The organism is Fuerstiella marisgermanici (genome assembly GCF_001983935.1).
Classification (GTDB): Bacteria; Planctomycetota; Planctomycetia; order Planctomycetales; family Planctomycetaceae; genus Fuerstiella; species Fuerstiella marisgermanici.
In genome coordinates this window covers 8,476,951-8,498,487 of sequence record NZ_CP017641.1, presented here as the reverse complement: position 1 = coordinate 8,498,487, position 21,537 = coordinate 8,476,951, and the positions used below count along the sequence as shown (strand labels likewise).

Genomic DNA, 21,537 nt, shown 5'->3' with positions numbered 1-21,537 from the left:
TCCCGCTGATCAGATCCTGTCGATTCAGGCTTGAACTGATCGGCCCGTCGCGATAACTTCCCGATGCTTGAAGGCGTTCACCAGATTGGGGGACGGTTCTTCAAAAAACAACATTCCCCTGTAGCTCAGTTGGTAGAGCGAGCGGCTGTTAACCGCTAGGTCCTTGGTTCGAGTCCAAGTGGGGGAGCTAGACGTGAAATCACAGGGAATCTGTCACCCTCAGGGCGGCGGATTTCCTGTTTTTTATGCGCCAAAAGTGGCGTAGATGCCTGGGGATTTGCACAGATGTTACCGCCGATTGCTTTCTCCCAGTGATCCGGCGTTACCTGCAGGTAATGCTTCTCGGCGATGCGACTGCTATGGCCCAGCCACGAGTTCACAACGTGGTCCGGAAACTCCTCCTGCAGCTCGGTTCGTCGGGACGCTCGAAGGTTCACGAACAGCTTTGGCCATGCTTCGAGGCCAGCGTCTTCAATGATTCGCCGCATGCGGGTACGGAGGTTCTTTTCGGAACTGCGGTACTCATTCACAACCCACCGTGAATGCCCGCCGTTGGCTTTCCACGCAGCTTTTAGCAGCGGCAGCAACTCAGGAAACAGGGGACACGTGCGGAACCCCGTCTTGGGCGAATCAATCCGCAGCCGCAACTGCTTCCAGTCAACATCCTCCCACGCCAAATTGAGAACCTCACTCGGCGTTCGCATTCCACCGAATCTTGCGAGTGCAAATATCACCCGCCAGTTGTCATCGGGACAGGCTTTCATGACTGCCGCTGCAAGCGGTCGCGAAATGTAGGCATCGCGGTCGCGGTTTACCGTTGAGCCAATCTTCAGGTCTGCGAACGGGTTCTCTTCGAGTAGACGGTCCCGCACGGCGTGGCGGAACATCGTCTTGGCTCGCTTGAGGATCTTTTCCGCCGTGCTGGCAGCCAACCTGTCACCGTCAGTCAGAAACCGCTGCAGCCGATCGCAATCCGCCGGCGTCACATCGATCAGCAGCTTGTCCTTGCCGAAGAACTGCACGAGCCATCGCTTGGCGTGCTTGTAGTTCGTGATGGTTGACGGCTTGGCGTCCGTCCGTTCCTCAATGTACCGATCGATGAAGGGACCAAGAAGTCGGCACTGTTCCTGCTTACGGTGGGTGTCCTCAGAATGAACAAGTCCGCATGCAGCAAGCCGAGACCTCAGCCGACCATCCAATGATTGAGCCCACTTCACAGAGTCGGCTTCCGGTCGAACACCGGCCTTGAGGGCGTGCACCAACTCCGAGACATGCCTCAGAATCGTATCCGCTGATCGTCTCGACATTTTTCCGAGCCACACGGACCGTTGCCTCTGTTCGTGATCACGAAACCGAAGGCGGTAACCTTCACGCCCACGGTCGGTTTCTTTGTACAGACTTGCCACTTCAGGACTCCAAGAAAAAACTCAGGCTGCAGACTTCGCCTTCAGGGCTTCAAAGACCTCGGAGGGCAAGAACGCTCGGCGACTGTTGATGAGCATCGATGGAATTACTCCTTGACTGACCAGACGGTCAATTGTTGCTATGCCGACACCCAATGTTTCCGCCATCTGGCGACGATCGACCGCTCGCTCTTCACTGCTGCTCGCAAGCAATCGTTCAACACCCTTCAGAATGTCCGACGCTAATTCGTCCTTCAATTGCTGCAACTGCTTTTCTGACATAATAACGGCATTAGTCATTTGCCACCTCCATCGGAGCGAATGCTCAAATCGTGACGCGTAAAGCCATGGTCGCGTCCGACAAGAATCATTGCGTCCTCTAACCGGCGCAGAATTTGGTCTTTTGTTGCGTCGCATTCCTGGCAAAGCCCAATGCATTCCAGTGACTCGCGGAAGGCAGCCAATATATCCGGTAGGCAGTTTTTCATCACGCCGCCCCCTTTCCGGGGAATCCAAACATGTCCTGCCATGTCCCCGATGCTTTTGCCTTCTTCATGAAGCTGTCCAGAATCGCAGAATCTTCGATTCGATGATGCTCCATAGTCTCCGAGACTACTCGGAGGATATCGCCTTTCGTCTCGCAGAATGTTTGTCGTCGATCTGCAATGGAGGTGACGTAGCCGATTATCTGAGCGATGGCACGGGTTTCGTCAATCTTGGTTCGATCCAGTCGTTTCAGTGGTTCATTGCCCCTGCCAATCTTTGTTCGCCCGATTTCAATCACGCGTTCCCAGAGCGGATGAGTAGCTGCCCGAGACTGGTGTTTGTTCTCCTTGTCCGGCTTGGTGGCCGTCAGGCGAAACGCTCCACCGGGGTCTGCTGTTAACTTGTCGAACAAATCAGGCATCCGTTTCATGGTTTCCTGAGCCGTGTCCAACCCAAACTGCTTCAGGTAGGGCCGCCCCATTTGCCACTCAACGCGAGTTGCACAGCTTGGAAGTCCACCCCAGCGGCGTTGCATCATGGCAGAAAGGTAAACGGGATCCTGTTTGTGAAGGGCCTCAAACAGCTTGTCGTAAATTGAGACTCGCAGGCGATTGGACTTACCCACCGAGTACCCGGTTGAGTTGTCCCCTTCCAGACTCAACTTTGTGCTGCGACAACGCGTGTTCACGTGTCCGTCACGTAGCAGCGGATAAACGACGTCCGGGAAACTCAGCTCAGGAAGGTCGACGCACACATCCAGCCTTCGAAGCCATTCATCGCTGATCTTTCCACCGAGAGTTCGAACAAGTCGCACGAAGAAATCCCAAGCCACTCCGGCTCCGGTCACAAGACATGGCGAACCACTGACTTGCAGGCTGCCATTGCTGAACTGTCGCGTCGCCCCGTTCCTCTCAGAAAGCCCAACCCGAACGTCATTCCACGTCAGTTGGATTTCCTTGTAGGCATCCCGTCCACCACCGATTCCGCCAGTTGCTACGGCCACCATATCGGTACCGATCGTGAGTGTCGCGGGTCGACGGTGTTCTTGAGCGACTTCACGGACCTCGAGTAACCGTTTGAACCACGGCCCCGCCTTACTTTCGTCCCATTGGATACACGCTGCCAACTCGAACCAGTCGATTGCAGCCTTACCTTTTAACGCAGTCCATTCATTGTCCTTGATTTCCATCTGGCTACTTATTGGTAGCGTGAAACTTATTGGTAGCGTGAAACTTATTGGTAGCGTGAAACTTATTGGTAGCGTGAAACTAGAGCACGCTACCTCGCGTTGCGAAGCCGTCTGGCTCCGCGGCTCCGGCCGCCGCGTCGCAGCCGCCTTCGCGTCGCTCGTACCTGGATCTTGATTCTTATCGTTTTGCTGAGTCACGTCGCCTCCAAAGTCGCGATATTCCAGCACGGGATTCGCCGCTTTGAAAGCAGCGCACAGTGTTGAAAGCCACGGCCAAGAATTGCCTTGACGGTCCCCTTCGGAGCCAAACATTTAGGTCGGGGCCGAGGGCGTCGTCGAAAAGTCCAAGCCTGAAAACGGTTTTCAGGTTGAAGAGAAGGAACCAGGAAGCGAGCCGGCGTTCTTCTTTTTTCGAGCTTTTGGCTTTGGAGATGCGTCGATTTTCGCGTGTGGGCTTATTGAATCATGCCGTCGAATTGGATTCCGGCGTTATTGATTCCCACGGTTTCTGCGTGACGCGGTGTAGAGTTCTTTTTCGCTCTTGCAATTTGGTATTGCTCTCTCTTTGAGTATTCGGTTCCCACGGCCACCCCTCTGTAGCTGTTTTTGAATTTCCTCGATCAAAACCTAGCGGTGCGACATCTCCGAAGCGGCCAATGCTGCCTTACACTATGTCAAGTGCAAGCAATGCGTAGACAATCATCATCGTTTCAATGCTGACCGTGACGACTCAAATGTGAAGTTCCAGAAAGTAAGCAGCATTTATTTATGGTTTCGCTGGCCCAGCGGTTGGCGTCGTCGACGATGCCCCACTTGCTTTCGTGTCTGCAGTGACGGCTTGGCGCTCCAAGCAACGTTCGACGGCGGAATGCTGCAGGCGAGGCATTGCTGGCTGCAACTGCGCATCGGTGTTTGTATATTGGGCCAGCAAGCACCAGTTTCGCGGAACGTTTGACATGCCGACAGCTCCTGAATCATTCCAATACGATGCGTTTCTGAGTTACAGCTCAGAAGACAGTGCCATAGTGCATCCGCTAGCGGAGAAATTGCGTCACGCTGGGCTTAAGGTTTGGCTGGATGCGACAGAGATTCCTGCGGGCGGCGATATTTTCGCAGCGATCGAAATCGGCCTGCAGCAGTCGCGAGTGTGTGTAGCCTGCATGTCGCCCGCGTACTTCGCGTCACAGTGGACTCAACTGGAACGAAACACATCCACGTTTCGGGACCCAATGAACGTGCAGCGCCGCTTTGTACCTCTATTGCTTAAGGAATGCGACATTCCTGATACCGTCAGGCGGCTGAAATATCTTGATTTCCGCCAACAGACTGAAGAAGCATTCGAGCAAATCATGGCCGACTTCACTCAGCCAGAAGCTCCACCCCAAGATGAACTCGCATTGTTTGAATCGAAGGCGCTGTCACTCGGACATACCGAACCTGTGACGAGTGTGGCGATCAGTAATGATGGAAGCCGCGCCGTGTCCGGCTCAGGGGACCTGACGGTTCGGGTTTGGAACCTGAACTCCGGACATTGCACGGCAACACTAGAAGGTCACTCCGGATATGTGACGAGTGTGGCGATCAGTAACGATGGAAGCCGCGCGCTGTCCGGATCAGAGGACGCGTCTGTTCGGATTTGGGATCTGCACTCCGGCCATTGCACGGCAACACTGAAAGGCCACTCCGAAGCTGTCCGGAGTGTTGCGACCAGCCACGATGGAAGCCGCGCGTTGTCTGGATCTGATGACAAAACGGTTCGTGTGTGGGACCTGAACTCTGCACAATGCACGGCAACACTGGAAGGTCACTCCGAAGCTGTCCGGAGTGTTGCGATCAACCACGATGGAAGCCGCGCTCTGTCCGGATCAGATGACAAAACGATTCGGGTTTGGGACCTGAAATCCGGACAAGCTATGGCAACACTGAAAGGCCATTCCGAAGTTGTCCGGAGTGTTGCGATCAGCCGAGATGGAAGCCGCGCGTTGTCCGGATCAGATGACAAGACGATTCGCGTTTGGGATCTGAATTCTGGACACCGCACGACAACACTTGAAGGGCATTCTGGTAGACTCCGGAGCGTGGCGATCAGCAGCGATGGATGCCATGCCCTGTCCGGATCATCTGACAATGCAGTTCGCGTTTGGGATCTAAAGTCCGGACAATGCACAGCAGCACTTGAAGGCCACTCCGATTTTGTCATGAGCGTGGCCATCAGCAACGATGGAAGCCGCGCAATATCTGGATCGACTGACACAACCGTTCGTGTGTGGGACCTGCACTCCGGCCAGTGCGAGGAAATACTGAAAGGCCACTCACGTTATGTCAGGAGTATGGTGATCAGCCACGATGGAAGTCGAGCGCTGTCCGGATCGGAGGACAACACCGTTCGGATTTGGGACCTGAACTCCGGCCATTGCACGGCAACGTTGGAGGGACAGGCCGATACGGTCTGGAGCGTTGCGATCAGCCGTGATGGAAGTCGCGCGCTGTCCGGCTCCGAGGACAGAACGGTTCGCGTGTGGGATCTGAACTCTGGTCGATGCACAGCAAAACTGGAAGGCCACTCACGTTTTGTCCGGAGCGTTGCGATCAGCAGCGATGGAAGCCGCGCGATATCGGCGTCAGGGGACAATACTGTTCGTGTGTGGGACCTGAACACCGGGCAGAACATGGCAACGCTGGAAGGCCACTCCGATGTTGTCTGGAGTGTAGCAATCAGTAGCGATGGAAGTCGCGCGATATCAGCGTCAGGGGAACGCGTTCGAGTTTGGGACCTGAACTCCAGCCAATGCAAGGCAACACTGGAAGCACATTCAGATTTGGTCACGAGCGTGGCCATCAGCAACGATGGAAGCCTCGCGCTGTCCGGATCACTGGACAAGACCGTGTGTGTGTGGGATCTGAACGCTGGTCAACGCACGGCGACATTCGAAGGACATTCTGACGCTGTCAGGAGCGTGGCGATCAGCAACGATGGAAGCCGCGGACTGTCCGGATCACAGGACAAAACGATTCGAGTTTGGGACCTAAACTCCGGCCAATGCAAGGCAACACTGGCAGGACACTCCGGACCTGTCTGGAGTGTGGCGATGAGCAGCGATGGAAATGTGCTGTACTCGGTCGCAACCAACGGTGTTCTGAGAATATGGAGTCCCGATACCGATTATCCAAAGCAGATTGTGGAGCCAGGCCGCAAATACACGAATGCCAAAGTGGTACTTGTTGGTGACAGTGGCGTCGGAAAATCCGGGCTGGCTCATCGCCTGATTGAAGACAAATTTGTGGAGACACACTCCACTCATGGGATGCATGTCTGGCGAATCGACCTGCCCGTACCAGACGACGACGACACAGAACGGGAAGCCTTGTTATGGGATCTGGCTGGACAGCCGGATTACCGGTTGATTCATCAGCTATTTCTGGACGAAACGACACTGGCACTAATCTTGATTGACCCGCAACAAGACGACCCATTTGCTCCAGCCATCGACTGGTGTCGCGTACTGGAAAACTGTGTGAAGTCAAAGTGCGTTCGCCTGCTGATTGCCGCTCGCATTGATGTCGGAACGACGAAAGTCGGTCAGGCAAAGATCAATCGATTTCTGCAGGATTTCCACGTCGCCGAGTATCTGGGTACCAGTGCGAGACGCGGAGACAACTGTTCTGATCGTCAGGCCGAGGGACCTTCGTCGCTGAAGCAACGGATTGCACATCATATTCCTTGGTCGTCCATGCCATACACATCGACGCCGAAACAACTGGCGGTGCTGAAGAACGCCGTGCTGGACATGACGGAACTCGACGACGTGCGACTGCTCAGGTTCAACGAGCTGTACCAGCGCCTGCAGCAACAAAAGCCGAAAGTCCGACTTGATCCGCAGTTGGTGCGCGATGCTGCCAGCCTCCTATCTAACCACGGTTTGGTTATGCCGTTGGCCTTCGGCGATCTTGTATTGTTGAGACCAAATCTGTTGAATGGTTACTGCAGCAGCGTGATCAATGCGGCTCGAGCCAACAAGGACGAAATCGGCAGCGTCGTTGAGGATGAGATCTACGGCGGCTGCATTGATTTCAGCCAGGTGGATCGGCTTGAGGACAAGGATGAACAACTGCTGTTGCGAGCGATGGTGCAGACTTTGTTGGAAAAGAGCCTGTGCCTGAAGGAACAGATTGACGGTCGCCCGCACCTGATCTTTCCGTCTCAATACCGCCGAGAACGAACCTACCCCACAGACCCGCAGGTCTTTGTGTCATACACGTTCACTGGAGAACTGCAGTCCATCTACACCACGCTGGTTGTACGATTGTGGTACAGCCGGGAATTCGACAACCAGGAACTGTGGAAAGATGCCGCCGAGTTTCGCACTCATGACGGCGGGTTGGCTGGATTCCTGATGAACCGACTGGGCGACGGAGCGGCGACCTTGTGTGTGTTCTTTGATGACAACGTCACCGAACAACAGAAAGCCATTTTTCTAGAGTTCATTCATCAGCACCTGAAGAAGTACTCCAGCGACCTGCAGCGTGATCGTCGCTACGTCTGTCTGGAATGCGGTGAACCGGTCGCAAACGCAAAAGCTGTGAGGATTCGGCTTGCCAAAGGGCTTGATCAGATCGGCTGTCAGTTTTGTGACGAATCTGTGCCATTGGTCGATAGTATCGAGGCAACACTGGCGTCAGACCCGGTCGCTCGCAAAGTGCTGGAGATGGACGAAACGGCCGGCATTGAGCTCAGTAACCAAGCTCTGGAGCAGATTCTGATTGGGCACATGCTGACCATCTGTGGCAACGCCAACCAAATCTTTCGTCCGACGGTGATGGCTGACTATGGCATCGATGGAGAAGTCGAGTTCCGCGACACTCAGGGGAACGCCAGTGGCCGCAAAATTTATGTGCAGTTGAAATGCGGCGGCTCACACTTGCGGCATCGAAAACACGACGACAACGAAGTCTTCGACGCCGAAACGCGGCACCTTGAATACTGGGTTAATCAACCGGTCGATGTCTACTTGGTGATTCGAGACGCCGAAAAGAAGATCCGTTGGATGAATGTCAGCCAGTATTTGAGGGACCGAGAGGATAAGAAGAGTCGACAGATCATCTTTGGCGGCAACCAACTGGATACGGAAGAACTCTGGCTCGCACGTGATCGCCATTTGTGACATTCCTAGCTCTAAGTACCGCCCCTTAGCTCAAGCTCGACAAACGGGGCCGCCCCATCCACCTTCGCTGTCACCTCAACCTCAGCAACAGGTGAAGGCCGAGGCGACAGCGAAGGCGGACGGGGCTAGCGGCAAGCACATCGGTGGACAGGCACTCAGTAGCCTCAGTCTACGTCACGGGCACCGTGGATGACTCGCACGATTTCGATGCCGTCGGGAATTGCTCGATAATAGACGACATACAGGCCAACCGAAAAGCACCGAACGCCCCGCCCTAATTCGCGCCGCTGTTCACCGAGTTCCGGCTGGTGAGCGTACGACAAACAATGATCGTTGATCTTGTCCAAGGTGCGGTTGGCCGCGATTGGATTGTCGTCGGCAATGTAGGCCCAGATTCCGACGAGGTCTTCCGTGGCCTGCGTGGATGTCTCGACGATTGGCATCAACGGGTTTCCTGTCGAGCCTGAAGCACCGCCCGACCGCGTGCTTTAATGGCCGCAATGTCCAGAGGCGACTTCTCGCCAGCATCCAGTTGATCAATGCCAACCTGCAGGTCCGCCCGCAGTGCCTCGAGCTTCTCTTCGCGTTGACGCAAGAGGCTCAGACCTTCCCGGACGGCTTCGTCCTCAGAACGAAAGCGACCACTCGCCACACCACGAGAAACGAACGTCTGGAGTTCATCAGGAATCGTAATTGCCATGCTGCCACCTTGTTAAATCGAAGGCGTCCATTCTACCGGTCGAATCGCCCAGAATCCATCGCATCCACTGCCGTTAATCCGCCCGCCGCTGGAGTGCCTTACAGAGCCCACTGATACGCCCATACAATGCGGCCCATTCCGCCAGCTGCGTGCGTTCATCGTCCGAGATGTTACCGCCCGCGTTACCGCCGCCATCGGGTTTCAGCGTTTTCTCAAGGGTTTGGACCACATCTTCGAGTCCAAGTGGTGGAGCTAAACAGGGAATGTGTCCGCACTTGGCGGACACATTCCCTGTTTTGTTTTGCTCCAAAACTGACGTAGATGCCTGAGCGATCTTTATAGTGACTACCGCCGTCGACTTTGGCGCGGCACCGGCCTGCTTCGCAGCTGCAAACGCAGCCTCGCAATAGAAACGGCCCGCTGAGGTCAGTCAGCGGGCCGGGTGGCTCATCCATGATGAGCCCAGCTTGAAAACTAACGGTCGAAGGTGTTAGCGGTGATCATACGCGACAGCCTTTGTTTCCGTTCGCACTGTTCGGTCAAGGTCGAAGCGATCGAGATTCATCACCTTGTTCCAGGCGGCAACGAAGTCATGGACAAATTTCTGCTTTGAATCGTCAGAGGCGTAGACTTCGGCGATGGCTCTGAGTTGTGAGTTCGACCCAAAGACGAGATCGACGCGCGTCGCTGTCCACTTCACTTTACCGGTCTCACGGTCGCGGCCTTCGAAGAAGTGTTCACACACCGGTGATTTTTTCCACTCGGTGCTCATGTCCAGCAGGTTCACAAAGAAATCGTTGGATAACGTCTCGGGGCGTTCCGTCAACACGCCAAGTTGTTCCAGCGGCCCACCACCGGAGTTGGTGCTAAGAACTCGCATACCACCGATCAGGGCGGTCATCTCAGGCGCTGTCAGTGTCAGTAACTGTGCGCGATCGATCAGGAGTTCCTCAGCCGGTCGATCGATTTCTCGAGCGACATAGTTGCGGAAGCCGTCCGACTTTGGTTCAAGAACGGCGAACGCTTCGACGTCGGTCATCTCCTGCGTCGCGTCGGTACGTCCTGGCACAAACGGTACCTGCACGTCATGCCCCGCGTTCTTTGCTGCCTGCTCAATGGCCGCACAGCCACCCAGCACAATCAAATCGGCCAGGGACACCTTCTTGCCGCTGGTCTGAGATTCGTTGAAGTTCTGCTGAATCTTCTCGAGCGTTGGCAGCAACCTTGCCAATTCGGCAGGCTGATTGACCGCCCAATCTTTCTGCGGGGCAAGGCGAAGGCGTGCTCCGTTGGCTCCGCCCCGTTTGTCGCTGCCGCGAAAGGTTGACGCGGAGGCCCAGGCAGTCGAGACAAGTTCGGAAACCGACAGGCCTGAATTTAACATCTGTGTTTTCAGATTGGCGATGTCTGTCGCGTCGATCAGCTTGTGATCGATCTCCGGTACAGGGTCCTGCCACAATTGGGGTTTGGCAACTTCAGGACCAAGAAGCCGTGTGACCGGTCCCATGTCGCGGTGCGTCAGTTTGTACCAGGCTTTGGCGAAGGCTTGCTGAAACTCCTCAGGATTTTCGTGGAACCGCTTCGAGATTTTTCCATAGACCGGATCCATTCGCAGCGCCAGGTCTGTCGTAAACATCATTGGGGGATGTGACTTCGAACGATCATGGGCATCCGGAACAATATCCTGTGCGTCGGGATCAGTCGGCTTCCATTGCCACGCAACCGCAGGACTTTTGACAAGATCCCAGTCGTAGCCAAACAGGTTGTCGAAGTAGCCGTTGGACCACTGTGTTGGGGTCGTTGTCCAGGCTCCTTCCAAACCGCTGGTGATAGTGTCGCCCCCGTTGCCTGTCCCGGATTTATTCTTCCAACCCAGACCTTGTTCTTCGATGGCGGCTGCTTCGGGAGCAGCACCGACATTGTCGGCACTGGCAGCTCCGTGAGCCTTTCCGAAAGTATGGCCTCCCGCGATTAGAGCCACTGTTTCCTCATCGTTCATCGCCATCCGCGCAAACGTTTCTCGAATATCCCGAGCCGCTTTCAGCGCACTGGGTTCGCCATTGGGACCTTCCGGGTTGACATAGATCAGCCCCATTTGAACTGCCGCCAGCGGGTTTTCAAGCGCTCGATCGCCGCTATAGCGTTTGTCTCCCAACCATTCACTCTCGGGGCCCCAATAGATGTCTTCCTGCGGTTCCCACACGTCTTCGCGTCCGCCGGCAAATCCAAATGTCTCAAATCCCATCGATTCCAAAGCCACGTTCCCGGTCAGAACCATCAGGTCTGCCCACGAAATTTTGTTGCCATATTTTTGTTTGATCGGCCAGAGCAGCCGGCGAGCCTTGTCCAGGTTCGCGTTGTCCGGCCAGCTGTTCAACGGAGCAAACCTTTGTGTGCCATAGCCTGCGCCGCCTCGGCCGTCGCTCACGCGATAGGTACCAGCGCTGTGCCACGCCATCCGAATAAACAGCGGGCCGTAGTGTCCATAATCGGCGGGCCACCAATCCTGTGAGGCCGTCATCAATTCCCGCAGATCTTTCTTCAGCGCGTTGAGATCAAGCTTTTTGAATTCTTCGGCATAGTCGAAGTCTTCGCCAAGCGGATTGCCTTTCGGTGAATTCTGATGAAGGATGTTGAGATTCAACTGATTCGGCCACCAGTCCCGATTCGACATCGCACCGGCCGCTGTGTGTCGCCCCGTGGCAGGCCTGCCGTCCGCCATGACCGGGCACTTGCTACCCACTTCCATTGATTTTTCTTTCGCGTTCCTTGTTTCTGAGTCCTGGGCAAAAATTGACGGTGCGATACAAAGCACCGCAAAGCTCGTAATTACGCGAGCAGCAAAGGGGTTCATGATCATGACTTTCTCCGGGCTTTTTGGCGGTAAACTTCCACGTTTGCGAACGACGGGCTCGTCAGTGTCGTTAGAGTATTCGCAACTCCGATGATTAATCCAATGCATTTTGAAACTATCACCCATGCATTGAATGCATCGCTGAATTTGGAGGCTGTTTCGTGGAACTCGATCAATTGCGATACTTTCTGCAGGTTGCGGAGCGGGGTAACTTTACGCGAGCGGCCGAGGACCTGGCGATTTCTCAGCCTGCGCTGAGCCGGTCGATTCAAAAGCTGGAAGAAGAACTTGGCCAGCCGGTCTTCGAACGGAAGGCTCGGTCCGTCTCACTGACAGACGCCGGCACACTGTTGCAGGCACGAGCTCAGCAGGTGCTGACGATTCTTGAGGACACGAAGGCCGAGATCACTGACGACGGCGAGAGCGGTCGCGTTCGTGTCGGAGCGATTCCCACCATCGCTCCGTACTTTCTTCCGGATGTGCTGCGACAGTTCTCAGAAGAGTTTCCAAAAGCGACTCTTATCGTGCAGGAAAACACAACCGACCATCTGATCAAGAGCTGCACGCAGGGGGAAATCGATCTGGCAATTCTGGCATTGCCGATCCCGGCCAAATATCTGGAAGTTGAAGAATTGTTCGACGAGGAACTGTTCCTTGTCCTTCCTCCCGACCACCCGCTGGCCGAAAAAACGTCGATTCGACTAAGTGACGTAGAACCACTTCCATTCGTTCTACTGGACGAAGCTCACTGCTTATCCGACAACATCGTTTCCTTCTGTCGCCAGCGTTCGTTCCAGCCGGTGTCTGTAGAAAAAACAAGTCAGTTGGCGATGGTGCAGGAGCTTGTTTCTTTGTCACACGGAGTTTCGATGATCCCGGCGATGGCAAAGAACATCGACCAGTGCGACCGCCGCGTTTATCGCTCATTCACCGGCCGAAGGCCAAGCCGCACAATAGCCGTCGCCTGGAACCCCTATCGTTTTCAGAGCCGTCTGATCAACGCTTTCCGCCAACAACTGCGGCGAACAAAGCAACCATAACCAGAGCCACACCTAAGCAGAATTCTATCTCGCGCCACTAACTGCACTCTTGGCTAAGAACCCCTAACCAAACCTGTGTGGCCGCGTTGTGACGACAGTGGTCGAGATGCAAGGAAAAGTGACGAGGCGACAGATGTCGTCGAGGAGCGCTGACGCCGCAGATCGGCTGCTGTCGTCGCAACCCTCCGGGACGCTTGTGGTTCACTCAGGTTTTGTTAGGGGTTCTAAGACTCAAATGTCCGTGGCCTCTTACGTTTGCTCTCAAGCTGCAGCGACCGTACCGTTTGGTCCATCCGGGTTCTTTGTGGGTGAGGCGTTAATTCGTTAGTTTTCGTGGGATGCAGGGAACAGACTTTTACGAACAGATTTTGGGACTGACGGGGCCGTGGTTTGTGGCGGACGTTCAGCTGGATATGGAAGCTCAACAGGTCGACGTTTTCGTCGAACATGGCGAGGGCGAAACTTTTTGCTGTCCGGATTGCGACAGGCAGCTGCCGTGCTATGACCACACGAAGTCTCGCAAATGGCGGCATCTGGACACGATGCAATTTGCGACCATCCTTCATGCCCGCACGCCTCGCGTGAAGTGTCCCGACCACGGAACCAAACAGATCAGGCTTCCCTGGGCGGAAAAGAACAGCCGCTTCTCATTGTTCTTTGAACGCTTCGCCATCGACGTTCTTCTGGCCACACAAACCGTGAAAGGGGCGTGCAGCATTCTGGGGATCTCATGGGATGAATCGTGGCACATTCTGCAGAAGGCGGTGGCTCGCGGGAAGGATCGCAAACAATCGAAGAACCTCCCTCGAATCGGCATCGACGAGAAAGCCTTTCGAAAAGGACACAACTACATCACGCTGATCTACGATCTGGACAAGAGCACTGTCGAAGCGATTTCCGATGGTCATGACACGGCAGCCGCTGATGCCTGTTTCGATCAGCTTTCAGACAGTGAAAAGCAGTCTGTGGAGGCGGTTGCGATGGACATGAGTGCCGCATACGTCAAGAGCACCAAAGGCAACATTGCATTGGCCGAACAGAAGATTGTGCACGACCGCTTTCACATCATGAAGCTGGCGACCGAAGCCGTCGACAAGGTCCGTCGGTCGGAGCAGAAGAAGCTTCGCGCCGAAGGCGATGATCGATTGACGGGAACTCGGTATCTGTGGCTTTCAGGCCAGGAGAATCTTACCGAGAAACAGCAGGAACGCTTTGATGCCGCATGGAAGGCGGAGTTACTCACGGGCAAAGCGTGGGCCTACAAGGAAATGCTGCGAGACCTCTGGGTTCATGACACTCCGGCAGAGGCCACGATGTTCTTCAATGACTGGTACAAGCGAGTCATCCACACAAAACTGGAGCCAATGAAGAAAGTCGCTCGCACGATCAAAGAACGCTTAGCCAATGTGGTGAGCTACTGCACTCACGGAATCACAAACGCCGTCGCCGAAGGAATGAACAGCAAAATCATGGCCATCAAACGAAGAGTCGGCGGATACCGAAACCGCAACAACTTCAAAACCGCCATCCTCTTCTACTGCGGAGGACTCGACCTCTACCCACAATAATCCCGGATGGACCTACCGTTTGCGTTTCGCCGGTAACGCAGCAAAGCATTTTCTTCATCACACCAAGCGGACTTCCTTCGGAGCATTACCATTATGTTATTGAGGTTCACCACAATAATTCTGATCTTCACCTGCGGTCGTCTGCATGCGGCTGAAGACTTGCTGATCGAAGACTTTGAAGGCGATTCCTACGGAAAGTGGACTATCACCGGGGATGCATTCGGCACCGCTCCGGCGAAAGGCGCACATCCCAATCAAATGGCCGTATCGGGTTATCGTGGTGAAGGGTTGGTCAACACGTTCCGGGGTGGTGACAAGTCGACGGGGACCGCAATCAGTCCCGAGTTCACGATCGAACGACGCCATATCGCCTTCCTGATTGGCGGCGGGCCACACACGGACTCGCTTGGTTTTCAATTATTGTCAGGCGATGAACCGGTACGCACGGCAACCGGTTCAGCATCAGAGCATTTGTTGTGGGAGTCCTGGGATGTTGGCGAGCTCAAGGGGCGAACGGTTCGGCTCCGCATCTTTGACAACGCCACCGGGGGGTGGGGGCATCTGAATGTCGACCACATCATTCAGACCGACTCTCCACCGCAACCATTTGACCTGACGCGAGACCTCGACCACTATCGCCGCAGTCCGGACTACATGAATGAACCGCTACGTCCGCAGTTTCACTTCAGTCCCGAAATCAATTGGATGAATGACCCCAACGGGCTCGTTTTTCACAATGGCGAATACCATCTGTTTCATCAATACAACCCAGCCGGAAATTCATGGGGACACATGAGCTGGGGGCATGCGGTGAGTACAGATCTGATGCACTGGAAACATCTGCCGATTGCGCTTCCCGAAGCAAACGGTATCATGGCATTCAGCGGCAGCTGTGTGGTTGACCACAGAAACACTTCTGGTTTTGGCGATGGGAAGAGCCCGCCGATGGTCGCAGTATACACGGGGCATGGGCACGGCAAGCAGGTTCAGAACCTCGCGTACAGCAACGACAACGGACGCACCTGGACGCAGTACGAAAAGAACCCGGTCCTCGATCTGAACAAGGCCGACTTTCGCGACCCTAAAGTCTTCTGGCACGAATCCACAAAACGCTGGATCATGGTCGTTTCACTGGCTGCGGAAAAGGTGATCGTGTTCTATGCTTCGGACGATTTAAAAAGATGGACGGAACTCAGCCGTTTTGGTCCGGCAGGCACGATCGACAAACCGAACTGGGAATGCCCGGATCTTTTTGAACTGCCCGTTGAAGCAGAACCTGGCAAAAAGCTGTGGGTGCTGGAAGTCGACATGGGCAGCGGGTCTGTTGCCGGTGGCAGCGGCGGAGAATACTTCGTCGGCACATTCGAAGACGGTCGCTTCAAAGCAACGCAGCATGCCCAGTGGGTCGATTATGGCCGCGACTTCTACGCGCCCATCAGCTGGGACAACATGCCAGATACCGACGGGCGCCGTATCTGGATCGGTTGGTTCAACAATTGGGAGACATGCCTCGTTCCAACGTCGCCATGGCGAAGTTGCATGAGTATTCCCCGCAGCCTGAGTTTAAAGAAAGTGGCTTTCAATAAGGAAGAGCCGGCGATTTATGTCCTGAACCAAAGGCCGGTCGAGGAACTCAAAGAACTAAGAGTCAGCACACGAACGATCGACGCGACGAAGGCTGCCTGGCCCCCAACGGCCGTCACTCAGAAAGATGAACTGAATGACATGACGTTCGAACTGGAGGCAACCATCACGCCGGGAACGGCTCGATCAGTGGGATTCCGCATCCGCACCGCAGACGACGAATTCACGGAAGTCGCTTACGATCGACACTATTCTGGCGTTTACATAGACAGATCGAAATCTGGAAACGTAGGCTTTCACGATGCCTTTGCGGGACGGCACACTGCTCCAGCTCGAACGATCAATGGTGAAGTCACGCTTCGTATCTTTGTCGATCGATCGACTATCGAAGTTTTCATCAACGGTGGAGAAGCAGTCATCAGCGACCGCATCTTCCCGACGAGCAAGTCTCCATCAATCGAGGTCTTCGCCGGAAACAATTCAGCGAAGATCACATCGGTGCAGCTGCACAAGCTCAGGTCGACATGGCGCCGCTCGCAGAAAACCGAGTAACACCGATGCCCCGTGAGTTTGCGCAGGCCACGATAACAGACCAGCTAACGCGCCGAACTGCGGCCGCCGCAGAGAACCGACGTGAAACTTCAGAGTATCGCTACTCGTCAGGGAAACGTTTCAATATGGCGGATTCGCAGTAAGGAATTGCGCCTGATCGCGTCCAAGGGCAAGTGGAGCGTGGCTCGCTATTTCATTTCAATTTAGACCAAGTGTTCCAATCGCAGAAAGAGAAGCATGACTGATTTCAACGTCCACACAGTGGAATCCGCCCCCGCCGATAGTCAGCCACAGTTGGAAGGCAGCAAGAAGGCGTATGGTTTTGTTCCGAATCTGCACGCCGTGATGGCCGAATCGCCCGCACTGCTGGAAGCGTACAAGACTGTCGCCGATATCTTCGACAGCAAAACCAACCTTTCGACCACGGAGCGGCAGATTATCGCGATGACCAACAACCGGCTGAACGGTTGCACCTACTGCATGGCGGCTCATACGTCGATCATGCAGGCCGGACAGGTTCCGGAAGACGTCATCACAGCCCTGCGAAATGGAACGCCGATCGCCGACCCAAAACTTGAGGCATTGCGAGTCTTCGCGGAAAAGGTGAATAAAAAGCGAGGCTGGCTCGACGATGGCGACATCGACGAACTGTTAGCCGCCGGCTACACGAAGCAGACGGTCTTCGATGTGATCGTGGGCACCGCGTACAAGGTTCTGTCGAACTACACGAACCACATCGCCCAAACACCGCTCGACGACGGCTTTGCCGCGAATGAATGGAGTGCAGACGGGTAACCGTTATCTGGATTCTTCAGCAGCGTAAACGGCGGTGGGAAAGTGTGGCGCTTGGCGGATTGTTCCAGCGACGCATACAACTCAAGTTCTGTCTCATAGGCCTGCACCGTATCGTGCGAAGTAACTGTCGAAACGGTTGCCTGAGGTTCCTGCGCAGAAACGAGCACGTTGAGCAATATGGTTGCTGCCACAAAGCAAGCAGTTGATGTCACACGGTTCATCGTTGACCTTTAACTTTCGTATTACAGGCTCACAGCCCGGATTCGCTTCAGTTCGAGATGACGACTTTGCCCATCGCTTTTCCGCTTTCCAGGCGTGCGTGTGCATCACCAGCTTCTTCGAGCGAGAATTGCTTTTCATCGAGCACGGGCTTCAGACTGCCTGATTCGGCGATCGTTGCCAATTCACGCAGGATCCTGGCATGGTCTTCTCGCCGGTGGCTGTGCAGCATGGGAATGAGCATGAACACAACGTGTAATGACAGACCTTTAAAATGGGCTGGCGTCAGATCCAGTTCACACAACGAAACGGTCGTCGCAACCTGGCCGCTGAGTGCTGCCGCTTCAAACGAGTTCGTGAGGTTCTCACCACCGACCGAATCTAACACAATGTCGAAACCAGCCCCATCGGTGTGTTTCGCAACGTACTGCTCAACCGATTCTGTTTTGTAATTGATGCCGGTTGCGCCAAGCTTTTCGATCAGCGCCAGTTGCTTGTCGCCGCCTCCGGTGGAATACACGTCCGCGCGAAAATGTTTGGCAAGCTGTACCGCCACATGGCCGACGCCGCCGGATCCACCGTGCACCAGAACTTTTTGACCTTGCTTGATGCCAGCGCGAGTCAGCCCTTCGTACGCTGTGATTGCGACCAGCGGCAAAGCGGCCGCTTCACGCATGGAAAGGTTGCCTGGCTTTTTCGCGATCAAATCGACGTCGGCAACGATGTATTCGGCCAGCGTGCCCGGCAAGTCGGCTAAGCCGCCAGCGCAGCCGTAAACTTCATCGCCGACTGAAAAGTCGTTCACGCCATCGCCAACAGCTTCAACTGTTCCCGCGAAGTCCACCCCGAGGATGGCGGGTGTGTCGGGAGATAGCGGCAGATCCTTACCCATCTTGCGGATCATGGTGTCCACGGTGTTCACGCTGGACGCCGCGATCTTCACCAAGACGTGTCCGGGGGTGACGGCTGGCTTCTGAACTTCGCCGGCTTCAAAAACGGCGTCTTCGCCATAAGCTGTGATGAGCATTGATTTCATCGGTTCACTTTCTCTGAGATTGAATGGTTTACGTATTGGAATTTTGGGGCGGCAATCGCTGCGGAAAGGATCTCAGCTGTCGCTGGTCGATTTCCTTCGCTGTGTTGCCACGGCTCGAACACGCCAACATAATAGACGTACCTCTCAACAGAACAAGAACGCACATTTCGGACACGTAGGCACAAAATGGATACCGACATCAAAAACCGGCACTCAAACTATGTACTGCCCGCATGCCCTGTTGAGGCGACACTGGAGTTGATCGGTGGAAAGTGGAAAGGCATTGTGCTTTTCTACCTACTCGATGGTCGGCTGCGTTTCAGTGAACTCAAACGCAAAATCGGATGCGTCACACAGCGGATGCTGACGAAACAACTTCGCGAACTTGAGGCCAGTGGTCTGGTGAACCGAATCGTTTACGCAGAAGTGCCGCCGCGAGTCGAATACGAGTTAACCGAAGAAGGTGAGTCTCTCAAACCTGTGTTGGCTGCGTTGAAGTCATGGGGAGAAATTCACGCTTTGAAACTGCTCGAGATCAGGGCTGCTGCTGCTCGGAACAGCGCATAGTGGCCCAGACAAAAGAATTGGCGAGGGCTGGGATTCAGTCTTCATCCACAAGTACCCCTTCAAGAAAAAACGAAAATGCGAAAACGCTTTGTAATGGCGATGATGGTCGGACTTTTGGCCTTCAGCGGACTGACCGCGTCGGCCGCAGATGTCGAAGACGGATTTACTTCCTTGTTTAACGGCCGTGATCTGACCGGCTGGAAAAAACGAGGTGGATCAGCGGAATACGAGGTCAGGGATGGTTCGATTGTTGGCAAGTGCATTCCGGATACACCAGGCAATACGTTCCTGTGCTCAGAAAAACCGTTTGGCAACTTTGTTCTGAAGCTCCAATACAAATTCCTTGAAGCCGGCAACTCCGGCGTCCAGTTCCGCTCCGCCGCCCGTCCGGAAGGTGATGGCGAACGAGTGTACGGCTATCAGTATGAAATAAGTCCGGTCGGGGATGTGACCGGTCGCATCTACGATGAAGGACGTCGCGGCCACAAATTCGGCATCATCTGGCTCGACGCCCACACACCACAGGAACGACTCGATGCCGCTCAGGCCAGCACAAAGGAAGGTGAATGGAACGACGTCGAAATTCAGTGCGTCGGACCGTCCATCAAAACATGGCTAAACGGTAAGCTGGTCGTCGACATGTTCGACAGCGTCGCGATGAAGGGCTTTATCGGGCTGCAGATTCACTCCGGAAAATCCGGTTCCGTCGCCTGGAAAAACATTCGCATTAAAGATCTGGGCGAAAGCAAATGGGAGCCGTTCTTCGTCAAAGGTGATGACGGCAACTACAAACTCGCCGACGCCAAATTCGTACTTCCGGAAGAATGGTCATTCAACAAAGACGGTGTATTGCACGGCGTCCACACCAAGAGTCAGGGCAAGGATGGTCTGGTCATTTCCAACAGGAACTACGACAACTTCATTGCTCGCGTCACGTATCGCATGCACGGCGGCAACAGCGCCTTGTATTTTCGCGCGGAAGAAACGAGCGCCCCGTGGGTCCTGCGAGGCTTCCAAAACGAAATTGCCAACAACGGCAAAGACTCCGCCCTCTGGCACACCGCTGGCATCGTTGACGGAAAAACGATTCCCGGTCGCGGCTGGGTGGTCACGAACGATGAGTTCATTGAAAAGGTCCGCAACAAAGATGATCAGTGGAACACCACCTGCACCACCGCGTATGGCGACCGGCTGGTCCAAACGCTCAACGGATTCTGCACGTCAGATTTCGTTGACGAAGCGTGCGAAAAAACGGGCAAGCTGGGCCTGCAAATGCATGGCGGCACCGACTGCGAAATGTTCTTCAAAGACTTCGAAGTCATGCCCATCACCGACGACATGAGGAAACTCATCGATCGAAAATGAGTCGCGACCTGAATCGACATGTGAACGGTGGCTCGCCTGCATCAAAAAAGCCGTGCCAATGACACGAACGTTCCGACATCGTTGCAACTGATTCCAAAGCGTTCGCTGGGTGAGCTGTCACTTGCGAAGGGCGGGAACGCGGGACATGCGCGCTCGCTTCCCGTAATCCCCGCCCGCAGCGACTCCCGGGCTGCCGCGGCTCCCCGGCTACAGACTGAACAGTGAACGACCATCTGAACTAATGTTAAGTATTATCTTGACTAATCAGTCAAAACCACATAGAGTGGGCTAAGCAAGGCACAAATGCAGTGAGATAAACTAATGCCGTGGGAAAAATCATTCGAAGAATCGGACGTCATCGAGCAGGCGATGGAGGTCTTCTGGGAGAAGGGCTACGCCGCGACATCGATCTCTGACATTACGGATGCTACAGGCATCAAGCGAGGCAGCCTCTATAACGCGTTTGACGGGAAGCATGACCTCTTCGTGCGTGCACTGTCGAAATACGGCGGTGATCGAAGGACAAGTAAACTGCAAATGCTGGAGACCGTCGAAGATCCGCGTGAAGCGATCACCATGCTCTTCGACTCATTGGTAAAGGCCACGCTGGACGATCCCAACAAAAAGGGCTGCCTGCTGTTCAATACCGCTCTCGAATATTCGTCTCATGACGATGACGTCAAACAGCTCGTCTCTGAGGGGATTAAGGAAGTCGTCACTTTTTTTGAGGGACGAATTAAGCGAGGCAAGGAACTTGGCAGCATTCCAGACTCGGTCGACACGCGCCCAACGGCGAATGCTCTGGTTGCCCTGCTGGTTGGAATTCGCGTGCTGGGTCGCGGGGCGTTCGGAAAAACGGCTTTGCGACAAGTGGCCCAGCAGGCGATCGGTCTGATTTCGTAGACATACAGTAAACCCCCAAAAAGCTGGGATACGTAGTAAGGAATGGCGTTAGGAACCGTCAGATGGTCCAGAGGATTAAACCTCCTCTTTTTTTTGCCCTCAATTTGACCAATT

The 21,537-nt window shown here is 54.7% G+C and carries 15 protein-coding genes and 1 tRNA gene; 9 read left to right on the top strand and 7 right to left on the bottom strand.

Annotated features, from left to right (window positions below; translation table 11 throughout):
* Positions 1-114: 114 nt before the first annotated feature.
* A tRNA-Asn gene (locus Fuma_RS32215) sits at positions 115-187 on the top strand.
* Here Fuma_RS32215 and Fuma_RS32210 read toward each other — a convergent pair.
* The 3 genes from Fuma_RS32210 to Fuma_RS32195 all read right to left on the bottom strand — a co-directional run bounded on the left by Fuma_RS32210 (position 156) and on the right by Fuma_RS32195 (position 3,078).
* Entirely contained in the window at positions 156-1,307 is a 1,152-nt protein-coding gene (locus Fuma_RS32210; protein ID WP_218922343.1) for a tyrosine-type recombinase/integrase, read from the bottom strand. The genes Fuma_RS32215 and Fuma_RS32210 overlap by 32 nt on opposite strands.
* A gap of 120 nt (positions 1,308-1,427) precedes the next feature.
* Complete coding sequence (locus Fuma_RS32205) at positions 1,428-1,703, bottom strand: MerR family transcriptional regulator (protein ID WP_145944495.1); 276 nt, start codon at positions 1,701-1,703, stop codon at positions 1,428-1,430.
* 187 nt (positions 1,704-1,890) lie between these two features.
* Positions 1,891-3,078, bottom strand: a complete 1,188-nt coding sequence (locus Fuma_RS32195; protein WP_077027724.1) for a hypothetical protein — start codon at positions 3,076-3,078, stop codon at positions 1,891-1,893.
* Positions 3,079-4,034: 956 nt separating this feature from the next.
* Here Fuma_RS32195 and Fuma_RS32185 point away from each other — a divergent pair.
* Complete coding sequence (locus Fuma_RS32185) at positions 4,035-8,240, top strand: TIR domain-containing protein (RefSeq protein WP_077027722.1); 4,206 nt, start codon at positions 4,035-4,037, stop codon at positions 8,238-8,240.
* 164 nt (positions 8,241-8,404) lie between these two features.
* Here the strand turns inward: Fuma_RS32185 and Fuma_RS32180 are convergent, their stop codons facing one another.
* The 3 genes from Fuma_RS32180 to katG form a co-directional block, all read right to left on the bottom strand.
* A complete protein-coding gene (locus Fuma_RS32180; protein WP_077027721.1) occupies positions 8,405-8,683 on the bottom strand; it encodes a type II toxin-antitoxin system RelE/ParE family toxin in 279 nt (92 codons plus the stop codon).
* Positions 8,683-8,940 carry a type II toxin-antitoxin system ParD family antitoxin gene (locus Fuma_RS32175; RefSeq protein ID WP_077027720.1) on the bottom strand — a complete coding sequence of 86 codons (258 nt, stop codon included), beginning with the start codon at positions 8,938-8,940 and terminating at the stop codon, positions 8,683-8,685. Before Fuma_RS32175 ends, Fuma_RS32180 begins: the two co-directional genes overlap by 1 nt.
* Before the next feature lie 490 nt (positions 8,941-9,430).
* Positions 9,431-11,794, bottom strand: coding sequence for a catalase/peroxidase HPI (gene katG, locus Fuma_RS32170; protein WP_218922342.1), 2,364 nt, complete (start codon positions 11,792-11,794; stop codon positions 9,431-9,433).
* Positions 11,795-11,955: 161 nt separating this feature from the next.
* Between katG and Fuma_RS32165 the strand changes: the two genes are divergently transcribed.
* From Fuma_RS32165 to Fuma_RS32150, 4 genes are all read left to right on the top strand, one after another.
* Complete coding sequence (locus Fuma_RS32165) at positions 11,956-12,834, top strand: LysR family transcriptional regulator (protein ID WP_077027719.1); 879 nt, start codon at positions 11,956-11,958, stop codon at positions 12,832-12,834.
* A gap of 338 nt (positions 12,835-13,172) precedes the next feature.
* Positions 13,173-14,402, top strand: coding sequence for an ISL3 family transposase (locus tag Fuma_RS32160; RefSeq protein WP_077027718.1), 1,230 nt, complete (start codon positions 13,173-13,175; stop codon positions 14,400-14,402).
* A 93-nt stretch (positions 14,403-14,495) separates the two neighbouring features.
* Positions 14,496-16,538: a glycoside hydrolase family 32 protein gene (locus tag Fuma_RS32155; RefSeq protein ID WP_077027717.1), complete on the top strand. Its 2,043-nt coding sequence runs from the start codon at positions 14,496-14,498 to the stop codon at positions 16,536-16,538.
* Between the two features lie 237 nt (positions 16,539-16,775).
* Positions 16,776-17,333: a carboxymuconolactone decarboxylase family protein gene (locus Fuma_RS32150; RefSeq protein ID WP_077027716.1), complete on the top strand. Its 558-nt coding sequence runs from the start codon at positions 16,776-16,778 to the stop codon at positions 17,331-17,333.
* A 268-nt stretch (positions 17,334-17,601) separates the two neighbouring features.
* Here the strand turns inward: Fuma_RS32150 and Fuma_RS32145 are convergent, their stop codons facing one another.
* A complete protein-coding gene (locus tag Fuma_RS32145) occupies positions 17,602-18,588 on the bottom strand; it encodes a zinc-dependent alcohol dehydrogenase family protein (RefSeq protein ID WP_077027715.1) in 987 nt (328 codons plus the stop codon).
* A 186-nt stretch (positions 18,589-18,774) separates the two neighbouring features.
* Here Fuma_RS32145 and Fuma_RS32140 point away from each other — a divergent pair, with 186 nt between their 5' ends.
* The 3 genes from Fuma_RS32140 (at position 18,775) to Fuma_RS32130 (ending at position 21,423) form a co-directional block, all read left to right on the top strand.
* A complete protein-coding gene (locus tag Fuma_RS32140) occupies positions 18,775-19,155 on the top strand; it encodes a winged helix-turn-helix transcriptional regulator (RefSeq protein WP_077027714.1) in 381 nt (126 codons plus the stop codon).
* 75 nt (positions 19,156-19,230) lie between these two features.
* Entirely contained in the window at positions 19,231-20,520 is a 1,290-nt protein-coding gene (locus tag Fuma_RS32135; protein WP_077027713.1) for a 3-keto-disaccharide hydrolase, read from the top strand.
* 321 nt (positions 20,521-20,841) lie between these two features.
* Positions 20,842-21,423 carry a TetR/AcrR family transcriptional regulator gene (locus Fuma_RS32130; RefSeq protein WP_077027712.1) on the top strand — a complete coding sequence of 194 codons (582 nt, stop codon included), beginning with the start codon at positions 20,842-20,844 and terminating at the stop codon, positions 21,421-21,423.
* The last annotated feature ends 114 nt before the right edge of the window (positions 21,424-21,537 follow it).

Excerpts from the sequence above, each read along its gene's own strand:
- Fuma_RS32155 (WP_077027717.1), top strand. The coding sequence starts at position 14,496 with ATGTTATTGAGGTTCACCACAATAATTCTGATCTTCACCTGCGGTCGT.
- Fuma_RS32185 (WP_077027722.1), top strand. The coding sequence starts at position 4,035 with ATGCCGACAGCTCCTGAATCATTCCAATACGATGCGTTTCTGAGTTAC.
- Fuma_RS32205 (WP_145944495.1), bottom strand. The coding sequence starts at position 1,703 with ATGACTAATGCCGTTATTATGTCAGAAAAGCAGTTGCAGCAATTGAAG.
- katG (WP_218922342.1), bottom strand. The coding sequence starts at position 11,794 with ATGAACCCCTTTGCTGCTCGCGTAATTACGAGCTTTGCGGTGCTTTGT.
- Fuma_RS32135 (WP_077027713.1), top strand. The coding sequence starts at position 19,231 with ATGCGAAAACGCTTTGTAATGGCGATGATGGTCGGACTTTTGGCCTTC.
- Fuma_RS32140 (WP_077027714.1), top strand. The coding sequence starts at position 18,775 with ATGGATACCGACATCAAAAACCGGCACTCAAACTATGTACTGCCCGCA.
- Fuma_RS32175 (WP_077027720.1), bottom strand. The coding sequence starts at position 8,940 with ATGGCAATTACGATTCCTGATGAACTCCAGACGTTCGTTTCTCGTGGT.
- Fuma_RS32195 (WP_077027724.1), bottom strand. The coding sequence starts at position 3,078 with ATGGAAATCAAGGACAATGAATGGACTGCGTTAAAAGGTAAGGCTGCA.
- Fuma_RS32145 (WP_077027715.1), bottom strand. The coding sequence starts at position 18,588 with ATGAAATCAATGCTCATCACAGCTTATGGCGAAGACGCCGTTTTTGAA.
- Fuma_RS32180 (WP_077027721.1), bottom strand. The coding sequence starts at position 8,683 with ATGCCAATCGTCGAGACATCCACGCAGGCCACGGAAGACCTCGTCGGA.
- Fuma_RS32130 (WP_077027712.1), top strand. The coding sequence starts at position 20,842 with ATGCCGTGGGAAAAATCATTCGAAGAATCGGACGTCATCGAGCAGGCG.
- Fuma_RS32160 (WP_077027718.1), top strand. The coding sequence starts at position 13,173 with ATGCAGGGAACAGACTTTTACGAACAGATTTTGGGACTGACGGGGCCG.
- Fuma_RS32150 (WP_077027716.1), top strand. The coding sequence starts at position 16,776 with ATGACTGATTTCAACGTCCACACAGTGGAATCCGCCCCCGCCGATAGT.
- Fuma_RS32210 (WP_218922343.1), bottom strand. The coding sequence starts at position 1,307 with ATGTCGAGACGATCAGCGGATACGATTCTGAGGCATGTCTCGGAGTTG.